We start from the raw sequence: 16,920 nt of genomic DNA on the forward strand, positions 1-16,920 counted from the left end.
TCACTTATTTTCTATGCATCACATTAAGGTCTTTTCAAGATAAATCTTGGTGGAGGTCCATAATCCTGTTCAGCTTCAAAAAAAGCAAGTTTTCCTTGAATACAAGAAACGATTGACGGCATTCCGTATCCAACAGCTTTTTCTAATGCGGTTAATAAGGGAAGCTCTTTCCCATCAATTTCTTCACTATCCGATATTGAGTAACAAGACTCTCCAGCACCGTGATTTTTCAATATTTCAGCTATTTTTTCAAAGTTAGAATTAGGTTTAGGAATCTCAATCATATATTCATTACGAAGAGTGTCATAGTAATGGTGACATAATCCTCTTAATGCGTTCCATCGTTTTTTCGGTGAAGATAATTCAAATAATACCCTTTGTTGAATCTTTTTATTAGAGAAAGATTTAATAATAATCTCTTCAATTTCTTTATTCATCCCAACCCCTCCCATAACTAACTTAATTTTACCATAAAACACCATATATTCAGGGTATTCTTGTTGAACTAAACTCCATTTAGTTCAATAAGAAAAGCTGCCAAATGGCAGCCAGATCTTCAACTCTTGCACCCGATAGTTTAATACAACACTTCACAATCAGGGGCGGAGAAAAAATCGAAATTTTCTATTGAGAAGCCACTCCCATTAATAACTAATAAACAAAAACACCTTAAATCCATCTAAGGTGTTTTTGTTTATTACTGTTCTTCCATTAAACTCGAATAATATACATCAATAGGACGTAGCCAATTGTTTCGTGCGATGCTGGAAGCAGTCTCTTTATCCTGAGATTCAAAGGCTTGAAGAATAGCTTCATGTTCTTTAACTGAATCAATCGTAAGAATAATGGACTTATGGAAAAAGAGTCTACGTACATGAGCCTGAAGCATAGAGATTGTGTTGCTGATATATGGATTCTGTGCCAATTCAACAATAACTTTATGGAAATGTTCATCCAACTTTAATGCTGAATAGTAATTACCTTCCTTAACAGCTTGGGCAAATTCAGTGTTAATATGACGTAATGAATCGATGTTCGGCTGTTCAATAACAGGTGTCGCAAGTTCGGCGGATAAAGCCTGTAATACTGCTAATGGGGGTAAAATTTTAGATATATCTTCTTTATTTACCGCTGTAACTTGTGTAGACACTCCGGGATGCATTTCCACAAAACCCTGAACATTAAGTAATTGCAAAGCTTCCCGAATTGGAGTTCGACTTACTCCCAATGCTTCTGCCAGTTCAGCATCATTCAATTTTTCTTCGGGTTGAAGAGTACCATCAATTATCCACTCTTGTATTTGTTTAAATGCCCGTTCTTTTGCAGATAATCGATTTGGAGTTGAGAAATCTCTAGGTATTGGCATTATCGTTCACCTTTACATATTAAATCTTATTTATTGTAGTATATTCAATTGTTAGGCGTAATGCAATATATTGCATTTATGCCAAAAAGGCGTTATTATCGTTATGTGTAATATATTGCATATATATATAAGGGAGGTATCTATGGAAAACTTATTTATGTACATCTTAATAACATCGATGATGGTTATGTTACCAGGGGTAGATACTATTTTAGTAACGAAAAATACATTATCTCATGGAACAAGAGCAGGTCAGTTTACTATACTTGGTATTGCAGCAGGTCTTACAATTTGGACAATTGTAGCAGTGCTTGGTCTTGCAGCGATTGTTGCCAAATCCATAGTGATATTTACTTTAATTAAATACATGGGAGCAGCTTATCTAATCTTCCTTGGGATTAAATCTTTTAAGGCTAAGGATACTTTCTCGTTTGAAATGAATAGCTTAGAAGATAAAGTTAAATCGAGGAACTCATCCATTGGTCAATTTAAGAAATGTTTTTTACAAGGGTTTTTAAGTGATGCCCTTAATCCAAAAACGGTTGTTGTTTATATGACACTAATGCCCCAATTTATTAATACACACCAAAACGTATTAATACAGCTGGTCATATTAGGGATTATTCTTATTTTTGAAGCAATATTGTGGTTTTTAATCGTTGTCCATATTTTGAAATTCATTCGTGCTTGGTTTAAGAAACCAAAAGTCCAGAATATCTTTAATAAAGTAACAGGAATTATGTTAGTTTCACTTGCATTTAAACTTGGCTTAGAGAAGAGATAGTATTATAAGTTGCATACGATATTAAAGGCAGCCCTCTAGGGTTGCCTTTAGTGTTTTTCAATTAACAACCTGCCCTTTAGTCGATAAAGCTTTATATACTAGTCCGGCATCTTTGTGAAGGCCCGCACTATGGCCTACAATTTCCCGATTATAAAGATCGACAAATAAACATATGTAATGCCAACGATTTTCGACTCTTACGTATGTTAAATCACATAATACAACTGTTAATTCATTTTGTTGATCAAATTCCCTATTCAACACATTTTTAACTTTAGATTCATTACATTTATCCACATGAGGCTTAAACTGAGCAACTGTATATTTCGATACTAGCCCATTCTCTTTTATAATTCTGCCGATACGGCGTCTAGATGCAACCATACCTAGTTTTTTTAACTCATGTTTAATTTTACGAGTGCCATAGTTCTGGCGGTTTTTATGAAATATTCCGATGATGGCAGTCGTAAGTTCATCCTCTGATTTGGATTGCTCTTTTGCTTTATAATAATAGGTACTTCTCGGGAATTGTAGGACGTCGCACATTGCTGATATCGAGTATTTGTTTCGATTATTATTGATCACATTTACTTTCGTCTTATTATCAACGCTGCTTGTATAAAATATCATTCTCCATCAATAAACGTTGGTTTTCTTTACGAAGTTTAATCAGCTCTGCTTCTTCTCGTGTTCTATTATCCTTCTCTTTAAATGAACCTGATAGTTGACTTTGTTTCACCCATTTATCTAATTCGGAAGGGGTTAGACCGTATTCGCTAATAATGTCTTTTCTAGGCTTACCATTTTCAAATAGCTTGACCATTTGAGCTTTAAATTCTTGTGTAAATGTCCTTCTAGCCTTTGTCATATTGGCGCTCCTCCATAACTGAATAAGATATAGTAGACTTCCAAATTTTAGTGGGCAACCACCGCAACTTGACAAAGAGCCTCTACGGGCATGCATTCCCAGCCAAGAAACCAGATGGTGAAGACATCTGGCTTGCCAACCAGGCTAGCATACCCGCCTCTCCAAGTAAAATTGCTTGTATGGATCTCTCATGTTAGTAAGCAATATACCCTAACTGAGTTGTTAGTCTACTTGACCTTACTTTATTTGTCAGTTAAGTGTAGCCGATTCAGTTGTCTCCACACGTTCCACTTGGTTGCTAAGTAATTCTTTGATTTCCCCCTAGTGTAACTAAGGTGGCAATAGTATAGTGGACCACCACGTTTTATCCCTTTTCACAATTTTGGAGTATACCCTAAATTAAAAGCCAAGTTGCCCGTAATGCCCCGCAATTAGCAGATTATCGCTATCGAGCATGAAGGAGCTAAAAGTCGTAAAGGCGCTGATAAATCCCGTTCCGATGCCTAAAATCAGCTTTTCGTGCACATTTTTCGTCACCAAAAAATGCTTAATCAAAAACGTAAACAAATAACAGCCAACCAAATTAATCAACAGTGTCGAAAGCGGAAACGTCCCAACTTTCGGCAGATAAGTATTGATTTCTAGCGCGAAAGTCCGCCCAAAATCCCAATAATAAGACAATAATAACGTTCATTTCTGAACCCTTCTAAAAAATTTTAGCGGATCAAATGCCGCAATAACACAAAATGAAAAACAAGCAACGGCAACAAAATCGTCCCAGCTCCGACCAGCAGTCGATCCAGCCATTTCGTCCCCACAAGTGGACTGAACAGCGCGTAGATCAGTAAGCCCACAGCGCCACCTGCAGTGTTCGTCAGCAAGTCTGTAATGTCACTTGCGCCAATCCCGAAAATGTACTGAAGCGTCTCTGCAGTAAGGCTCGAAAGGAAAATTAACAACAATTTTTTTCCAAAAGACCACTTCTTTACCACCATGTCCAAAAGCAAACCAAACGGCACGAAAACCAAGAGATTCAGGACAATTTCGCCTCGACCGCTCGATGCTGCAAAAGGCACCAGATTGAGACTGCGCGAATGCACCTCTAGAAATAGCGTGCGATAAATGTGAAATTTGAACAACACCAGCCACGTCAAAACGAGCAAATAAGCAGTAAATAAGAATTTAGACCATGTTTTCATCTTTTTTCTCAACTTTCAAGTTTTTTTAGTTTTGTCAGTGCTGACAGCCTCTTGTTTTAAACAAAATTCATGGCTTTCAAATTTGACAGGCTTTGTCAGCACTGACAAAAACGTGTTCCTACTTTTCCCGTTTAAAATCCAAGTCCACCTCGAACAAATCGCCGGTAATCCGAATTTCAAACTCCGCATTCATCAGCTCAACGAGGCTTTTTGCGATGTACAGCCCAAGCCCGCTGCCCTCGGTCTGGCGCGCTTTATCTCCGCGGATAAACTGCTCCGTGAGCTGCGCACCTGTCAGTTCTATCGGTGTTTTTGACGTGTTCACAAATTGTAATTTTGCGCTGTCAGAGCTGGCAGAAAGTGTGGCAAACACGCGCGTCCCTATCAGCGTGTATTTCAGTGCATTGCCGAGCAGATTTTCAAGCACGCGGTAGAGATGCTCCACGTCGGCTTGGATATTCACGGCTTCATCAGGCTGGCGATAGACTAACGTCAGATTTTTTGCGGTGAAATCTTCGTCAAATTCGCCCAAGATTTGACCGAGCATTTCGGTGAGATTGACCGTTTGCAAATGCATAGAAACATTGCCCGTCCCAACTTTTGAAGCTTCCAATAGGTCTGCAATTAAGCGTTTCAGGCGCAAGGATTTTTTCTCCAAAATCCCGACATAATCTGAAAATTGCTCCTGCTCAATCGGTAAATTTTTAAGCAAATCGACATAGTTGATGATAGATGTGTCCCATTTTAAGGATTCACTTCAGCAAGGTTGGTGTTTTTTTTGTGATCCAGCAATTTCATTTAATAGGCACATTGCACATCACTAGATGAATAAGTTAAGACCGGCGTCTTCTGTGTAACTCAAGTATGTTGCAACGCCTGCAAAATCTATTCCTTCAATCAATTCTTCTTTTTTGATTCCCATCACATCCATGCTCATTGTACATGCGACAAGTTTCACGCCTGCTTTTTGGGCGGTTCGAATCAAAGATTTTAGTGTATCGACGTTTTTCTTTTCCATAACGCTTTTCATCATTTTAGTTCCCATACCACCCATATTCATTTTAGAAAGTGGTAGTTCGCTAGGCCCCTTTGGCATCATCATCCCAAACATTCTCTCCATAGAGTCCTTTTCCACACGCGGCGCATCTTCTCTGCGGAGAATATTCAATCCCCAAAATGTGAAGAACATCGTTACCTTCTTTCCCATTGCTGCAGCACCATTCGCGATGATAAAAGATGCCATCGCTTTATCTAAATCTCCGCTGAAAACAACCATGGTAGCTCCGTTTTTTGTTTCAGAAGCAGCTGATCTTACAGCGTAACTATTTGCATTTCCTTTTTGGATTACAGCTTTTACCACTTTGTTTTCAAAGGAAGAAGAAACTAGTGTATGTCCTGTACGTTTGCTCCAGGCTTCTATATCGCTGGCAAAGCCGGGATCAGAAGCAGATACCTCCAGTATATCCCCCTCATTCAACTTCTCCAGTTGTTCTTTCACTCGCAGAATGGGCCCCGGGCATTGCAGGCCACAAGCATCCACCGTTACCGTTTTTACTGAATCCATATTCTCTGCCTCCTTCACAGCATAGGTTTCTTTATCTTCTGATAGGCGATGTTCTGGCTGGCTGTTTTCCTGCACCGCTTTATATGTCTTATATCCGCCATCTAAATTCTTTACATGAAATCCGTGTTGTTTCAAAATCCGGGCTGCCAAATAACCGCGCAATCCGACTTGGCAGGATACAAATATCGTTTTGTCTTTCGGCAATTCGTTTAGGTGCTTCCTTACATCGTTTAATGGGATATTGAAGGAACCTGGAATATACCCCATTTCTCTTTCAACCGGTTCTCGAACATCGATGAGAAGTCCCCCATTTTGTACAAGTGTATCAATCTCATGCCATTGCACTGTCTCTACCATACCGTCGATGATGTTAGATGCCACATAACCCGCCATATTTACAGGGTCTTTCGCAGATGAATAGGGAGGAGCATAGGAAAGTTCTAGATCCGGTAAATCATGCACTGTCATTTTCCCTTTTATGGCAGTCGCTATCACATCAATTCGTTTATCCGCGCCATCGGTTCCGATTGCCTGCGCACCATATATCATTCCGTTTGTTGGATGGAACAATAATTTAAGAGAAATTGGAGCTGCGCCAGGATAATATCCCGCATGAGAGTTAGGATGGATATGGATTGATTCATATGGCAATTCTAGCCGCTTCAATGTCTTTTCGTTATTCCCTGTAGCAGCTACTGTTAGGTCAAACACTTTGGCTATAGATGTCCCCATGGTGCCGTTATAACGAACGTCCATTCCTGCTATATGATCTGCAGCCAAACGTCCTTGACGGTTTGCAGGCCATGCAAGAGGGATCATTGTAGGATTTCCATTCACAAAATCCACCACTTCAATCGCATCCCCGATTGCATATATAGAAGGATCTTCTGTTTGAAGTGTTGGTTCGACTTTAATCGTGTTCTTTACCCCAAGCGCTAAACCAGCTTCTTTTACCAATATGCTTTCCGGAGCAACCCCGATAGAGAAAATGATCATGTCAGCATCCAGAATATCACCGCTATTCAACACGACTTTTTTTCCGTTGTTTTCAAAGGCTTTTACCCCATCCTCTAAAATAAGACGTACTCCCTTTTCCTTTAGATGACTATGCAACATAGTTGCCATCTCATAATCTACAGGAGCCATAATTTGATTTCCTGCCTCTACCAAAGACACATGGATACCAAGTTCCCATAAATTTTCTGCCATCTCAACGCCTATGAATCCTCCGCCGATAACAACTGCTTGATGCACCTTGTTTGACTCAACGTAGCTTTTGATTTTATCTGTATCCGGAATATTGCGTAACGTAAATAAGTTGTCAGCATTTTGGATTCCAGGAATCTCTGGTTTTATCGGTTTTGCTCCAGGAGATAAAATTAAAACATCATAAGTTTCTTCATATACTTCTCCAGTCTGCACGTTTCTCACTGTAATCGTCTTATTGCTGCGATTTATTTTTGTCACTTCACTAAAGTTGCGAATATCCATATTGAACCGATTTGACATTCCCTCTACAGTTTGCAGCAATAACTTTTCGCGTGAGTCAATACTTCCGCCAATGTAATAAGGCAATCCGCAGTTGGCAAAGGAAATAAATTCTCCTCTTTCAAACATGACAATCTCAACGTTTTCATCCAATCGGCGTAATCTGGCAGCTGCTGTTGCTCCCCCTGCAACTCCTCCAACAATAACAACCTTTTTGCTTTTCCCCATTTTAAGCACATCCTTCTCCTCTAGTTTAAAAAATCCGAATTAATAATGTTATTGAATTGACACTTGAACGCATAAATCTTATATGCGCCTTTTCTACATATCGATGTTTTTATATAACTCTTAAGTTGTTCGTGTAAATCAGCAAAAGCCTTCTTATTTACCCCATGGGGTATATTACATCGTAAAAAAAGCCTTTTTGCTGTAAATTACCTGCTTTTCACTAACAGCTCAACAGCTTCTTTCACAAGGTCCCTATCACCGTATTTCCCTGTTTCTATCTGATCACGTAAACATTGTTCCAGATTCTCCGCTACAATTAGACCTATAGTGCGGTCGATCGCTGAACGTGATGCGGACAACTGGGTTACAACTTCCCTACAATCTTTATCCTCTTCCAACATACGGAGTACACCGCGGATTTGACCTTCAATCCGTTTCAATCTATTTTTTGTCCCTTGCGTATATTCCAACCTTAACTCCTCCTTATTAATAAGACTATGCCGTCCTTTTTTTCATTTAAACTATGGACAAAGCTCATCTATCTATACCTATATGGGTATACATATCTTACACTTAATATATACCATCAGGGGTATTAAAACAATTGTTTAGATTTGGAAGTTTGCTTTTGAAGAAGCTTGGATGTTGCATAAAAAAATTGGTGTTTTTTTCAAACTCTAACTCAATTAAATGGCCCTTAACATAAAGAAAGAGTACAATTCTTGTTGCAGAATCGCGCCCGATTACTAAAGATCAGAACTACAAAATTGTTATAAGAAATAGGATTAGTCCTTCTTCAACAAACGCCTCCTATAGCCAACCATGAAGCGTAAAAACCGGCGCTTCACCACAGAGAATGAAAATGAATTGTTATAGTCAATACTGATTCGACGGCTGGGCCAGGTACAGTTTTGTAAAAGTTTGTATTGCGTTCCTCATAGGATAAAGTTAAAATTCCCAATCCAAATCGTTCAGATTCTCACAGCAATTCTTTTACCAATTTAACTCCAATTCCTAGTTTTTGATGCTCCGGATGAACGATAATATCTTCTATATATCCGTGTTCCAAACCCATACCGCAAACATACCCAAATACTATAAGTGTATTATTCTCATTCCTGACCCCAGCCCAGAAATTACAACGTTCAAACGAAACAGGATAATCTTTATCACGTCTTCCCCATCCCACAATCTCTCTTATATCTGGTACCTCGTTACCGGATATTGAAAGGTTTATTAGAGCTTTATAATCCATGTATATCTTCCTTTTCCTTCTAATCTTTTTTAATTTATTTATTATTTCAATGCGATAAAGTCCTATTCCTTCTTCAACTTAACTGCCATTAGACACTAAACAATTTGTAATTATCATGATAAACTAATATCGGAATTCGATAACAAAATACGAAAAAAGGAGAGTAATATAGAGGAACGTGTCCTAAGAAAGTTGTTTCTTGGATTTATTCACATCCATATCCTGTATCACGCAAAGATAGAACCTATTATGGTATGTGGATGTTGGAGGAACTTGCGGAGCATAGTTACAACATGAGTGCTGGTACACTGTGTCCCATGGTACATAACATGGAAAAGGAAGATCTTTTACATAGAGAAGTTCGACTTGTGGAAGGTAAAGTTAGAAAATATTACACCACAGCATCGCTCGGAGCAAAATCCTTGATGAAGCTAGAAAAAGGCATACGAACTGTTCAAAGAGATTAAAGATTAGGAGGGGAAGTTAGTTTGAGTCGCATTCTGGAGGTTTTAAAGGTTTCGACCCGTTTAGGACTCACATCATTTGGAGGTCCAATTGCTCACTTAGGATATTTTCATGAGGAATATGTGAAGCGGCGAAAATGGCTAGATGAAAAAAATTATGCTGATTTAGTCGCACTTTGTCAGTTCCTCCCTGGACCAGCAAGCAGTCAAGTCGGTATTGCCATTGGTATTCAAAGAGCTGGATTGATTGGTGGACTAATGGCATGGCTTGGATTTACGCTTCCCTCTGCCTTTGCACTCATGGTCTTTGCTAGGGTTCTTCAAGGAAATATCCTACATGCGGGTTGGTTACACGGGTTGATGATTGTAGCTGTGGCTGTTGTGGCTCAAGCGGTCTGGGGGATGGCAAGTAAGCTTGCAACAGGGAAAATGCGTGGTACAATTGCAATAATTTCTGCTGTCGCGACTCTATTGGTTCCTACATCAATGGTTCAAGTGCTCATAATTATTGTATCAGGGCTCATTGGATGGAGATTCTTCAAAAAAAATGCTGCACAGGAAATCCAACCGATGCAAATACCAATCAGCAGAAAAACAGGCATTACCTTTCTCACGTTATTTTTTGTCTTTCTGGGTGTTCTACCTCTCTTAAGGCTTGGTATTCATAATCAGGGGCTCGCAATGTTTGATAGTTTCTATCGTGCAGGAGCATTAGTTTTTGGTGGCGGTCACGTAGTTCTGCCGTTGCTACAGCGAGTTGTGGTACCAACAGGATGGATGACAAATGCACAATTCCTAGCTGGTTATGGAGCTGCACAAGCGGTTCCAGGTCCTTTGTTCACCTTTTCCTCCTACCTTGGTTTTGTATCAAATCCGTACCCTAACGGGATAATCGGAAGTATACTTGCACTGATTGCTATTTTCCTACCTGCATTTTTTCTTGTTGCAGGTGCACTCCCATTCTGGAATATCCTTCGTTCTCGTCCAGGATTCCAATCAGCACTTTCTGGGATTAATGCATCTGTTGTTGGGATATTGATTGCTGCTTTGTACAATCCTGTTTGGACGAGTTCCATTAAAACGCCTTATGACTTTTGCCTAGCAATTATTGCTTTTGCTTTACTCATGATTTGGAAGCTTCCACCTTGGATTGTTGTAATTATATCAGCACTCGGTGGAATCGTCATATCCGTTTTTACTTAGTAGAATAACGTCATCGATGGTGGATTTGTTTTTTGGGTAAAACAATGCTACCTATTCACGCATATAAAATCTGAACCACGGGTAAAAACTCTGTGGTTTTTTATCAATTTCAATAAATTACCATTTGAACATAACCTGCCACTTTAGTTGAAGAAAGAAAAGAAGAATCGCTGCAGAAATCCCATCCTGAAGTAAAGCACTCCGTTGAACAAACTCCTTTAGTCTATTGAATTATATCATCGTGAAATGCAATTAAAACATCTCAACTTGCAAAATAACCATAAACTCCACCACCTTCCTATTGAAGTCATTTATTTAAAAACTGTATTAACCTATTTATATTAAAAAAGTAACTAAATTACCTGAAAATCATACTTTATAATAAAAACTATTTGAAAGAAGTGTGACAATTGACTCAATATATTCATACTGGTAAACATCCAGGACATCCTGGAGCTTGTATTGCACATTATAACCACGTTACTTTTAGCCACTCTGTCCATCATCACTCTAACCATCACAATCCCAATCACAATCATATAATGCCAAGTTTTCAGCATCCATTTACAGTTCATGGTTATTATGGGAATCCTTCTTGGGGACAAGCAGGTGCTTCCTTTCCTTCTTTATATTAAAATTTATATGAGCTGTTTGAGTACAAAGTTTTTTTAACAATCAGACAGCTCTTTTCTTTCATTTTTTCACACTCATACATATCGTAAAATAATCGAATATGCAACTTTGATAGGGTGCTGTAATTCCTTTTTTTCCATTAATAAGCTTCCATATCATAATAAAAAAAACCACCAATTTGTTAAATGGATTATTTATGTATTGTTCTTTATCTAACCTGCCACGTTAGTGGAACAACAAACAGGCTCTACTTCTCTTTGAAGTAAAGCCCCCTTTCGTAAAGAAGGTATTAATTAGAATTCTATTATTCCGCCGCTAAAGCCTGTGCTTTAGTTAAATGAACCGTACCAAATGGATGTTGTGGAGGAGCATATATAGAATAAAGTTTTAAAGGGGTATTACCTGTATTGGTTACATTATGCCAGGTGCCAGCAGGTATCATAATGGCAAAATCATCATAAACTTTGTGAACAAAGTTTAAATTATCTTTTCTCTTGCCCATTTGCACAACCCCTTGCCCTTGTTCAATCCGTAAGAATTGGTCAACGTTAGGGTGAATTTCTAAACCGATGTCTTCACCAACAGTAAGACTCATCAATGTAACTTGCAAATGATTTCCTGTCCACAAAGCTGTACGATAGGTATTGTTATGCCTCGCAGCCTCATTAATATTGACTACAAATGGTTTCCGCCCATAATCTTTTACCTTATTTCTTGCGTCATCATAAATATTCCAGTAATCAGGCTGTCTTATATAATTATTATACATTGGGACATTAGCACAATAAACATTAGGTTGATATGGGTATGGATACATCCAAGGGGTATAGTACATCTTATTCAATCCCTTCACAGATTTATACAAATTATCTTATGCACTATTTTATGGGAATGTACTTATGTGCAGGGCGAACTTAGCCCAAAACAGTTGGTCAATTTAATGGAACTATTGAACAAAAGTTAAACACACTCTTCAACTCCACGTCAGTTTAAGTTCGACCATTCACAACCTCACCTGTATTTTGACATAAATATCCAGTTTTCTTTTAAATTACAACGAACCGACAGGTATTCCACATCAAAAAACGGCAGCTTTAAACTGGATGGAATCTTTCGGCATTCACACGGACCAAGAGCATTTAGCAATCGTTTACGGTGCCCAAAATGCATTGGCAATTACCTTAGCGGTTTTGTTTGAGCCTGGCAATAGGATTGCAACCGACGTTTACACGTATTCAAATTTTATCGAGTTGGCAAAAATGTTCCATATTCAGTTAGTCCCTATTCTTGGAGACCAGTTTGGGATGTTGCCAGACGCACTTGAAAAGCAGTGCAGCCAAATAAATATTCACGGTATTTTCCTCATGCCCTCCTGCTGTAATCCTACTACCGTTATGATTCCGGATTTTCGAAAGCAAGAATTAGCGGAGGTCATTCATAAGCATCGTTTAATATTGATTGAGGAAGATATACATGCATTTTTGACGGCAGGTATGATCTCCGATTACCAGCAGCCAATGTTCAATTTACTTCCGGAACAGAGCGTTTATATTTGTGGCACCTCTAAGTCAATATGTTCCGGATTAAGAGTTGCCTATATGGTTTAAGGGGATGCATTACGTGAAAAAATTTTGCAGGCTATCTTTAACATCAATGTAAAAACCTCTTCCTTTGTTGCAGAGGTTATCACAGAGCTTATCTTATCAGGGAAGGCTCATGAAATTGTTTCTCAAAAAAAACAGCTTGCACAGTCTGCGAATGATATTTATTCGGAATATTTTCCTTTAAGTAAGAATGTTGGACATCCTTTTAGTTTTTATCGTTGGCTTCCAATTCTAGGACATAACGATGCATTACAGTTGGACACGGATTTGAAAAGGCATGGCATTCGGGTTTTTCATTCTGATCGTTTTCTAAGCGGACAAACCACCCCTGATAAGTATTTGCGAATTGCACTTGCTTCTACAAACTCATTAGATGAGTTGAAAATAGGATTAAAAATATTAAAACAGTATCTCAATTAATCCCGAAAAAATAAAAAGCTTGATTCTTCAAGCTTTTTATTTTGGGAAATTTTGTCGCTACAGACTGATGTTAGCGAACGTTTTCTTTCATTACAGGAATGCTACCTGTTAGCACAATAACAAAAAGGCTGCCTTTTTACAGCAGCCGGATCTTTTACATAATAATTAATTTTAAAGAAACAGGACTTTTTCAATGAAAATCTCCTTTTCTTATTCACTAATTTTAAGAGAGGTGTTTTCATAACAGTTTAATTATACAATCCTTTCTAAAAGTTCCCCTACTTTTTCTGCCATTTCCAGCGGTGGATAAGGCATGCCATTTTTTAGCCACCATTCCACTACACCAACGTAAGCATTTGCAACAAATTCAACAACTACATCTTGGTTTTGACCGAGATTTTTGCCTTTTGTTATATCCACGTCTTTTTTGAATTCTTCGATATTATGTTGAACAAACCGGCTGCGAAAATAAGGAGCTCCTTCACTCGCCAACATCGTCGAAAAAAATAAATAATTACTTTCAAGATATTCCATGCAGTGTACAGTCGATTCAATCCAATCCATTTCAGCTTCCAACTCACAAAAATTAGCCATGTTATGGATATGTTCTTCCATGATCTTATCCAACAGATCAAATTTATCCAAGTAATGAAGATAAACAGTTGCACGGTTAATATTTGCCCTGTCAGAAATATCCTGAATGGTAATGCTATCGAAATTTTTCTCAGACATCAATTCAAGGAATGCTTTTTTTATTGCTTCTTGAGTTCTAGCAACCCTTCTATCTACTTTTGTCATGTTAAAAACACCCTACTTTCTTAAAATAATCAACAATTTTTATCGATTTGATGTGTAAACAACAAACCCGATTAAATTAACGAGTTTCATGTCTTGTTTTGTTTATAGTTATATTATAAATTATTTACAGATGTCGAGTAAACATCAAATGTAATTTATATTTACCATGAAGGGGTGTTATTTAATATGTCAAACTATATTTTTGAGTTAAGCGATAAGGTAACAAGAAAATCAGTTTCATATAATACCAGGTTTGGAATCAAAATTGCGGCAGATCTCTACTTGCCAAAAGACTTTGATGCGTCAAAGAAGTACGCAGCCGTTATTTTAGGTGCGCCCTATGGCGGTGTTAAAGAGCAGGGTTCCGGTATCTATGCTCAAAACATGGCAGAGCGTGGTTTTGTGGCTCTTGCATTTGACCCATCGTTCAACGGATACAGTAGCGGAGAGCCACGTCACCTTTCTTCGCCTGATTTATTCGTTGAAGATTTCAGCGCAGCCGTTGATTATGTAGGTACGCGTCCATTTGTAGATAGGAATCAAATTGGTGCAATTGGTTTATGCGGTAGCGGTAGTTTTGCGATCAGTGCAGCGCAGGTTGACAGGCGCATCAAAGCTGTCGCCACGGTCAGCATGTACGATATATCGCGGGCTCAACGCAACGGCTTTAAGGACTCGTTAACCGAAGAAGATCGCAACAGAATACTCGATGCAATTGCCGAGCAACGCTACGCGGAGTTTGATGGCAACCCTCCAGCGCTGACTGATCGTGGAGCACCTATTGGATTTGATCATAAAACAGACCCTATCGGTCGCGAGTTTGGCGAGTTCTATTCTACACCTCGCGGGTACCACCCAAACTCAATTACTCAATTTACCGTGACAAGCAGCATGTCATTTATGAACTTCCCTCTGCTTACGCACATTAAATCGATTTCGCCGCGACCAATTTTGTTCATCATGGGCGAGCACGCTCACTCACGATACTTTAGTGAAGATGCTTACGAATTGGCGGCAGAACCAAAAGAGCTGTACATCGTTCCAAATGCAGGACACGTTGATTTATACGACAAGACGGATGTGATTCCATTCGACAAGTTAGAAGCATTCTTTACCGAGAATTTGAAGTAACAATCGCTTCAAAGTAAAAGTAAGGAACAGTAAGTGAAAGCTTTGGTGGATCCAGCAAAGTCAGAATTTGGCAGGGTTGATGTAATTTTCTTAAATGCTGGTATTATGCCAAATTCACCACTTTCAGCATTGAAAGTTGATGAATGGAATAGCATGATTGATATTTATATCAAAGGTGTGTTAAATGGGATTGCTGCCGTACTACCCACCTTTATAGAACAAAAATCAGGACATGTGATAACAACTTCTTCGGTTGCTGGTCTTAAATCTTATCCTGGTGTTGGGGTCTACGGTGCAACTAAATGGGCTGTCCGTGAATTAATGGAAGTTTTGCGTATGGAATCAGCACAAGAAGGTTCTAATATCCGTACAGCAACTCTTTATCCGGCTGCAATTAATACAGAGTTGCTTGAATCAATTACAGATCCAGATACTTTAACAGGTGCAACAACACTTTATGAACAACACGGAATCACACCAGATAGAATTGCAAATGTTGTGGATTTCGCAATTGATTCTATCTACTTTCATTATTCGTCCTACAAGCTAATAGCTATAAATTCTAAAATAAAAAATGCCCCTAGCATGTATGGTGGCATTTTTTACTAATGTCAATTTCGTGATAATCTCGTTTATCTATGCAATGTACGATGTCGCGCCTGAAAAAGAGCGTGGAGAAAGCTGGTGCCTGATTACACATAAATAAAGATAGGAGTTGTTTTTTTTGGCTAAACGAAATAATTTATTGATTTTCATATTGACCATAGGAGTTTTCGGCATCTTAAATACCGAAATGGGGGTTATTGGGTTATTGCCTTCCATTGCTGATCACTTTAATGTCAGCATATCAAAAGCAGGATGGCTGGTGAGTCTTTTTGCTCTTACTATTGCTGTATCTGGACCAACGATGCCGTTATTGTTTTCCAGGATAAATCGTAAGAAGGTCATGTTACTTGTATTAGGAGTTTTCGTTTTGTGTAACATTGTATCCATATTTACATCTAACTTTACCATTCTATTAATTTCCCGTATCATTCCAGCCTTTTTTCATCCCATTTATTGTTCTTTGGCATTTACAGTAGCTGCTTCCTCAGTAAATAAAGAAGAAGCTCCAAAAGCTGTTTCTAAAGTATTTATAGGAGTATCTGCTGGTATGGTAGCCGGTGTACCGATCGCAAGTTTTATTGAAAGTGCCGTTTCGTATGAAATGGCGATGGCATTCTTTGCTATTGTTAATTCTATTGTATTCATTGCTACATTGATTTTTGTACCATCTATGCCTGTTGAAGTAAGACTTTCTTATGGTACACAACTTTCCGTATTAAAAAAACCCGTTATATGGATTTCCATCGTGACGGTCATTTTATTAAACTCAGCTATATTTGGGGTTTATAGTTATCTTGCTGAATATCTGAAAACAGTAACGAATATGTCTCAGAATACAATAAGTTTAACGTTATTCATCTTCGGTGGAGCCAATATTATTGGAAACATTGTCGCAGGAAAGTTACTTACTCATAGTGCCACAAAATCTGTCGTATCTTTTCCTTTATTATTGGGTGCTGTTTACATCATTTTATACTTCACAGGACAGTTTACCGTACCTATGGCAAGTATTACTTTCATTTGGGGAATATTGGCTGGGGGAATAATGGCAAATATTAATCAATATTTGATTGCGTCTTCAGCTCCCGAAGCGCCTGATTTTACCAATGGATTATTTATATCATCCTGTAACGTAGGAACAACATTGGGTGCAGCTGTAGGCGGGTTATTTATATCAGAAATGGGTACACAATACGTCGTATTGGTCGGAATCCTATCATTGTTACTAAGTTTGGTAACTATTTTACTTAGAAACTACTTGTTTACTCCTACACAACAACTTTCTAGATAAGGAATAAATTCAAATATG

The 16,920-nt window shown here is 38.4% G+C and carries 15 protein-coding genes and 3 pseudogenes; 7 read left to right on the plus strand and 11 right to left on the minus strand.

The window, feature by feature from the left end:
* Window positions 1-23 precede the first annotated feature (23 nt).
* A complete protein-coding gene (locus AC3ANV_RS13230; protein ID WP_488314028.1) occupies window positions 24-437 on the minus strand; it encodes a hypothetical protein in 414 nt (137 codons plus the stop codon).
* Between the two features lie 260 nt (window positions 438-697).
* Window positions 698-1,366: a GntR family transcriptional regulator gene (locus AC3ANV_RS13235; RefSeq protein WP_488314029.1), complete on the minus strand. Its 669-nt coding sequence runs from the start codon at window positions 1,364-1,366 to the stop codon at window positions 698-700.
* Window positions 1,367-1,508: 142 nt separating this feature from the next.
* Here AC3ANV_RS13235 and AC3ANV_RS13240 point away from each other — a divergent pair, with 142 nt between their 5' ends.
* Entirely contained in the window at window positions 1,509-2,150 is a 642-nt protein-coding gene (locus AC3ANV_RS13240; protein ID WP_488314030.1) for a LysE family translocator, read from the plus strand.
* Window positions 2,151-2,228: 78 nt separating this feature from the next.
* On the opposite strand, the pseudogene AC3ANV_RS13245 reads toward AC3ANV_RS13240, so the two are convergent.
* The 7 genes and pseudogenes from AC3ANV_RS13245 to AC3ANV_RS13275 all read right to left on the minus strand — a co-directional run.
* Window positions 2,229-3,018, minus strand: a pseudogene (locus tag AC3ANV_RS13245) (IS3 family transposase); the annotation flags it as partial.
* Between the two features lie 399 nt (window positions 3,019-3,417).
* Window positions 3,418-3,699, minus strand: coding sequence for a fluoride efflux transporter FluC (locus AC3ANV_RS13250; protein WP_488314031.1), 282 nt, complete (start codon window positions 3,697-3,699; stop codon window positions 3,418-3,420).
* 35 nt (window positions 3,700-3,734) lie between these two features.
* Window positions 3,735-4,217, minus strand: a complete 483-nt coding sequence (locus AC3ANV_RS13255) for a VanZ family protein (protein WP_488314032.1) — start codon at window positions 4,215-4,217, stop codon at window positions 3,735-3,737.
* 118 nt (window positions 4,218-4,335) lie between these two features.
* Window positions 4,336-4,860, minus strand: a complete 525-nt coding sequence (locus AC3ANV_RS13260; RefSeq protein ID WP_488314033.1) for a sensor histidine kinase — start codon at window positions 4,858-4,860, stop codon at window positions 4,336-4,338.
* Window positions 4,861-5,037: 177 nt separating this feature from the next.
* On the minus strand, window positions 5,038-7,497 hold the full coding sequence (locus AC3ANV_RS13265; protein WP_488314034.1) for a CoA-disulfide reductase: 2,460 nt from the start codon (window positions 7,495-7,497) through the stop codon (window positions 5,038-5,040).
* A gap of 206 nt (window positions 7,498-7,703) precedes the next feature.
* Window positions 7,704-7,967, minus strand: coding sequence for a metal-sensitive transcriptional regulator (locus AC3ANV_RS13270; protein ID WP_488314035.1), 264 nt, complete (start codon window positions 7,965-7,967; stop codon window positions 7,704-7,706).
* 509 nt (window positions 7,968-8,476) lie between these two features.
* Window positions 8,477-8,752 carry a GNAT family N-acetyltransferase gene (locus AC3ANV_RS13275; RefSeq protein WP_488314036.1) on the minus strand — a complete coding sequence of 92 codons (276 nt, stop codon included), beginning with the start codon at window positions 8,750-8,752 and terminating at the stop codon, window positions 8,477-8,479.
* 168 nt (window positions 8,753-8,920) lie between these two features.
* Between AC3ANV_RS13275 and AC3ANV_RS13280 the strand changes: the two are divergent.
* A pseudogene (locus AC3ANV_RS13280) lies at window positions 8,921-9,226 on the plus strand (helix-turn-helix transcriptional regulator).
* A gap of 14 nt (window positions 9,227-9,240) precedes the next feature.
* Window positions 9,241-10,419, plus strand: a complete 1,179-nt coding sequence (locus tag AC3ANV_RS13285; RefSeq protein WP_488314037.1) for a chromate transporter — start codon at window positions 9,241-9,243, stop codon at window positions 10,417-10,419.
* 937 nt (window positions 10,420-11,356) lie between these two features.
* Here AC3ANV_RS13285 and AC3ANV_RS13290 read toward each other — a convergent pair.
* Entirely contained in the window at window positions 11,357-11,887 is a 531-nt protein-coding gene (locus tag AC3ANV_RS13290; RefSeq protein WP_488314038.1) for a cupin domain-containing protein, read from the minus strand.
* Window positions 11,888-12,095: 208 nt separating this feature from the next.
* Between AC3ANV_RS13290 and AC3ANV_RS13295 the strand changes: the two are divergent.
* A pseudogene (locus AC3ANV_RS13295) lies at window positions 12,096-13,076 on the plus strand (aminotransferase-like domain-containing protein); the annotation flags it as partial.
* Window positions 13,077-13,328: 252 nt separating this feature from the next.
* Here AC3ANV_RS13295 and AC3ANV_RS13300 read toward each other — a convergent pair.
* A complete protein-coding gene (locus AC3ANV_RS13300; RefSeq protein ID WP_488314039.1) occupies window positions 13,329-13,874 on the minus strand; it encodes a TetR-like C-terminal domain-containing protein in 546 nt (181 codons plus the stop codon).
* A 186-nt stretch (window positions 13,875-14,060) separates the two neighbouring features.
* On the opposite strand from AC3ANV_RS13300, the gene AC3ANV_RS13305 reads away from it, so the two are divergent.
* The 3 genes from AC3ANV_RS13305 (at window position 14,061) to AC3ANV_RS13315 (ending at window position 16,902) form a co-directional block, all read left to right on the plus strand.
* Window positions 14,061-15,005 (plus strand): alpha/beta hydrolase, encoded by a 945-nt coding sequence (locus AC3ANV_RS13305; RefSeq protein ID WP_488314040.1) that lies wholly within the window; start codon window positions 14,061-14,063, stop codon window positions 15,003-15,005.
* A gap of 33 nt (window positions 15,006-15,038) precedes the next feature.
* Window positions 15,039-15,614 carry an SDR family oxidoreductase gene (locus AC3ANV_RS13310; RefSeq protein WP_488314041.1) on the plus strand — a complete coding sequence of 192 codons (576 nt, stop codon included), beginning with the start codon at window positions 15,039-15,041 and terminating at the stop codon, window positions 15,612-15,614.
* Between the two features lie 115 nt (window positions 15,615-15,729).
* Window positions 15,730-16,902 (plus strand): MFS transporter, encoded by a 1,173-nt coding sequence (locus AC3ANV_RS13315; protein WP_488314042.1) that lies wholly within the window; start codon window positions 15,730-15,732, stop codon window positions 16,900-16,902.
* Window positions 16,903-16,920: the final 18 nt, after the last annotated feature.

This window comes from Neobacillus sp. DFD-2R (genome assembly GCF_057747865.1).

What these genes read in the sequence shown, in the direction of transcription:
- AC3ANV_RS13230 (WP_488314028.1), bottom strand. Translation starts at nt 437, where the DNA reads ATGAATAAAGAAATTGAAGAGATTATTATTAAATCTTTCTCTAATAAA.
- AC3ANV_RS13235 (WP_488314029.1), bottom strand. Translation starts at nt 1,366, where the DNA reads ATGCCAATACCTAGAGATTTCTCAACTCCAAATCGATTATCTGCAAAA.
- AC3ANV_RS13240 (WP_488314030.1), top strand. Translation starts at nt 1,509, where the DNA reads ATGGAAAACTTATTTATGTACATCTTAATAACATCGATGATGGTTATG.
- AC3ANV_RS13255 (WP_488314032.1), bottom strand. Translation starts at nt 4,217, where the DNA reads ATGAAAACATGGTCTAAATTCTTATTTACTGCTTATTTGCTCGTTTTG.
- AC3ANV_RS13265 (WP_488314034.1), bottom strand. Translation starts at nt 7,497, where the DNA reads ATGGGGAAAAGCAAAAAGGTTGTTATTGTTGGAGGAGTTGCAGGGGGA.
- AC3ANV_RS13275 (WP_488314036.1), bottom strand. Translation starts at nt 8,752, where the DNA reads ATGGATTATAAAGCTCTAATAAACCTTTCAATATCCGGTAACGAGGTA.
- AC3ANV_RS13290 (WP_488314038.1), bottom strand. Translation starts at nt 11,887, where the DNA reads ATGTACTATACCCCTTGGATGTATCCATACCCATATCAACCTAATGTT.
- AC3ANV_RS13300 (WP_488314039.1), bottom strand. Translation starts at nt 13,874, where the DNA reads ATGACAAAAGTAGATAGAAGGGTTGCTAGAACTCAAGAAGCAATAAAA.
- AC3ANV_RS13305 (WP_488314040.1), top strand. Translation starts at nt 14,061, where the DNA reads ATGTCAAACTATATTTTTGAGTTAAGCGATAAGGTAACAAGAAAATCA.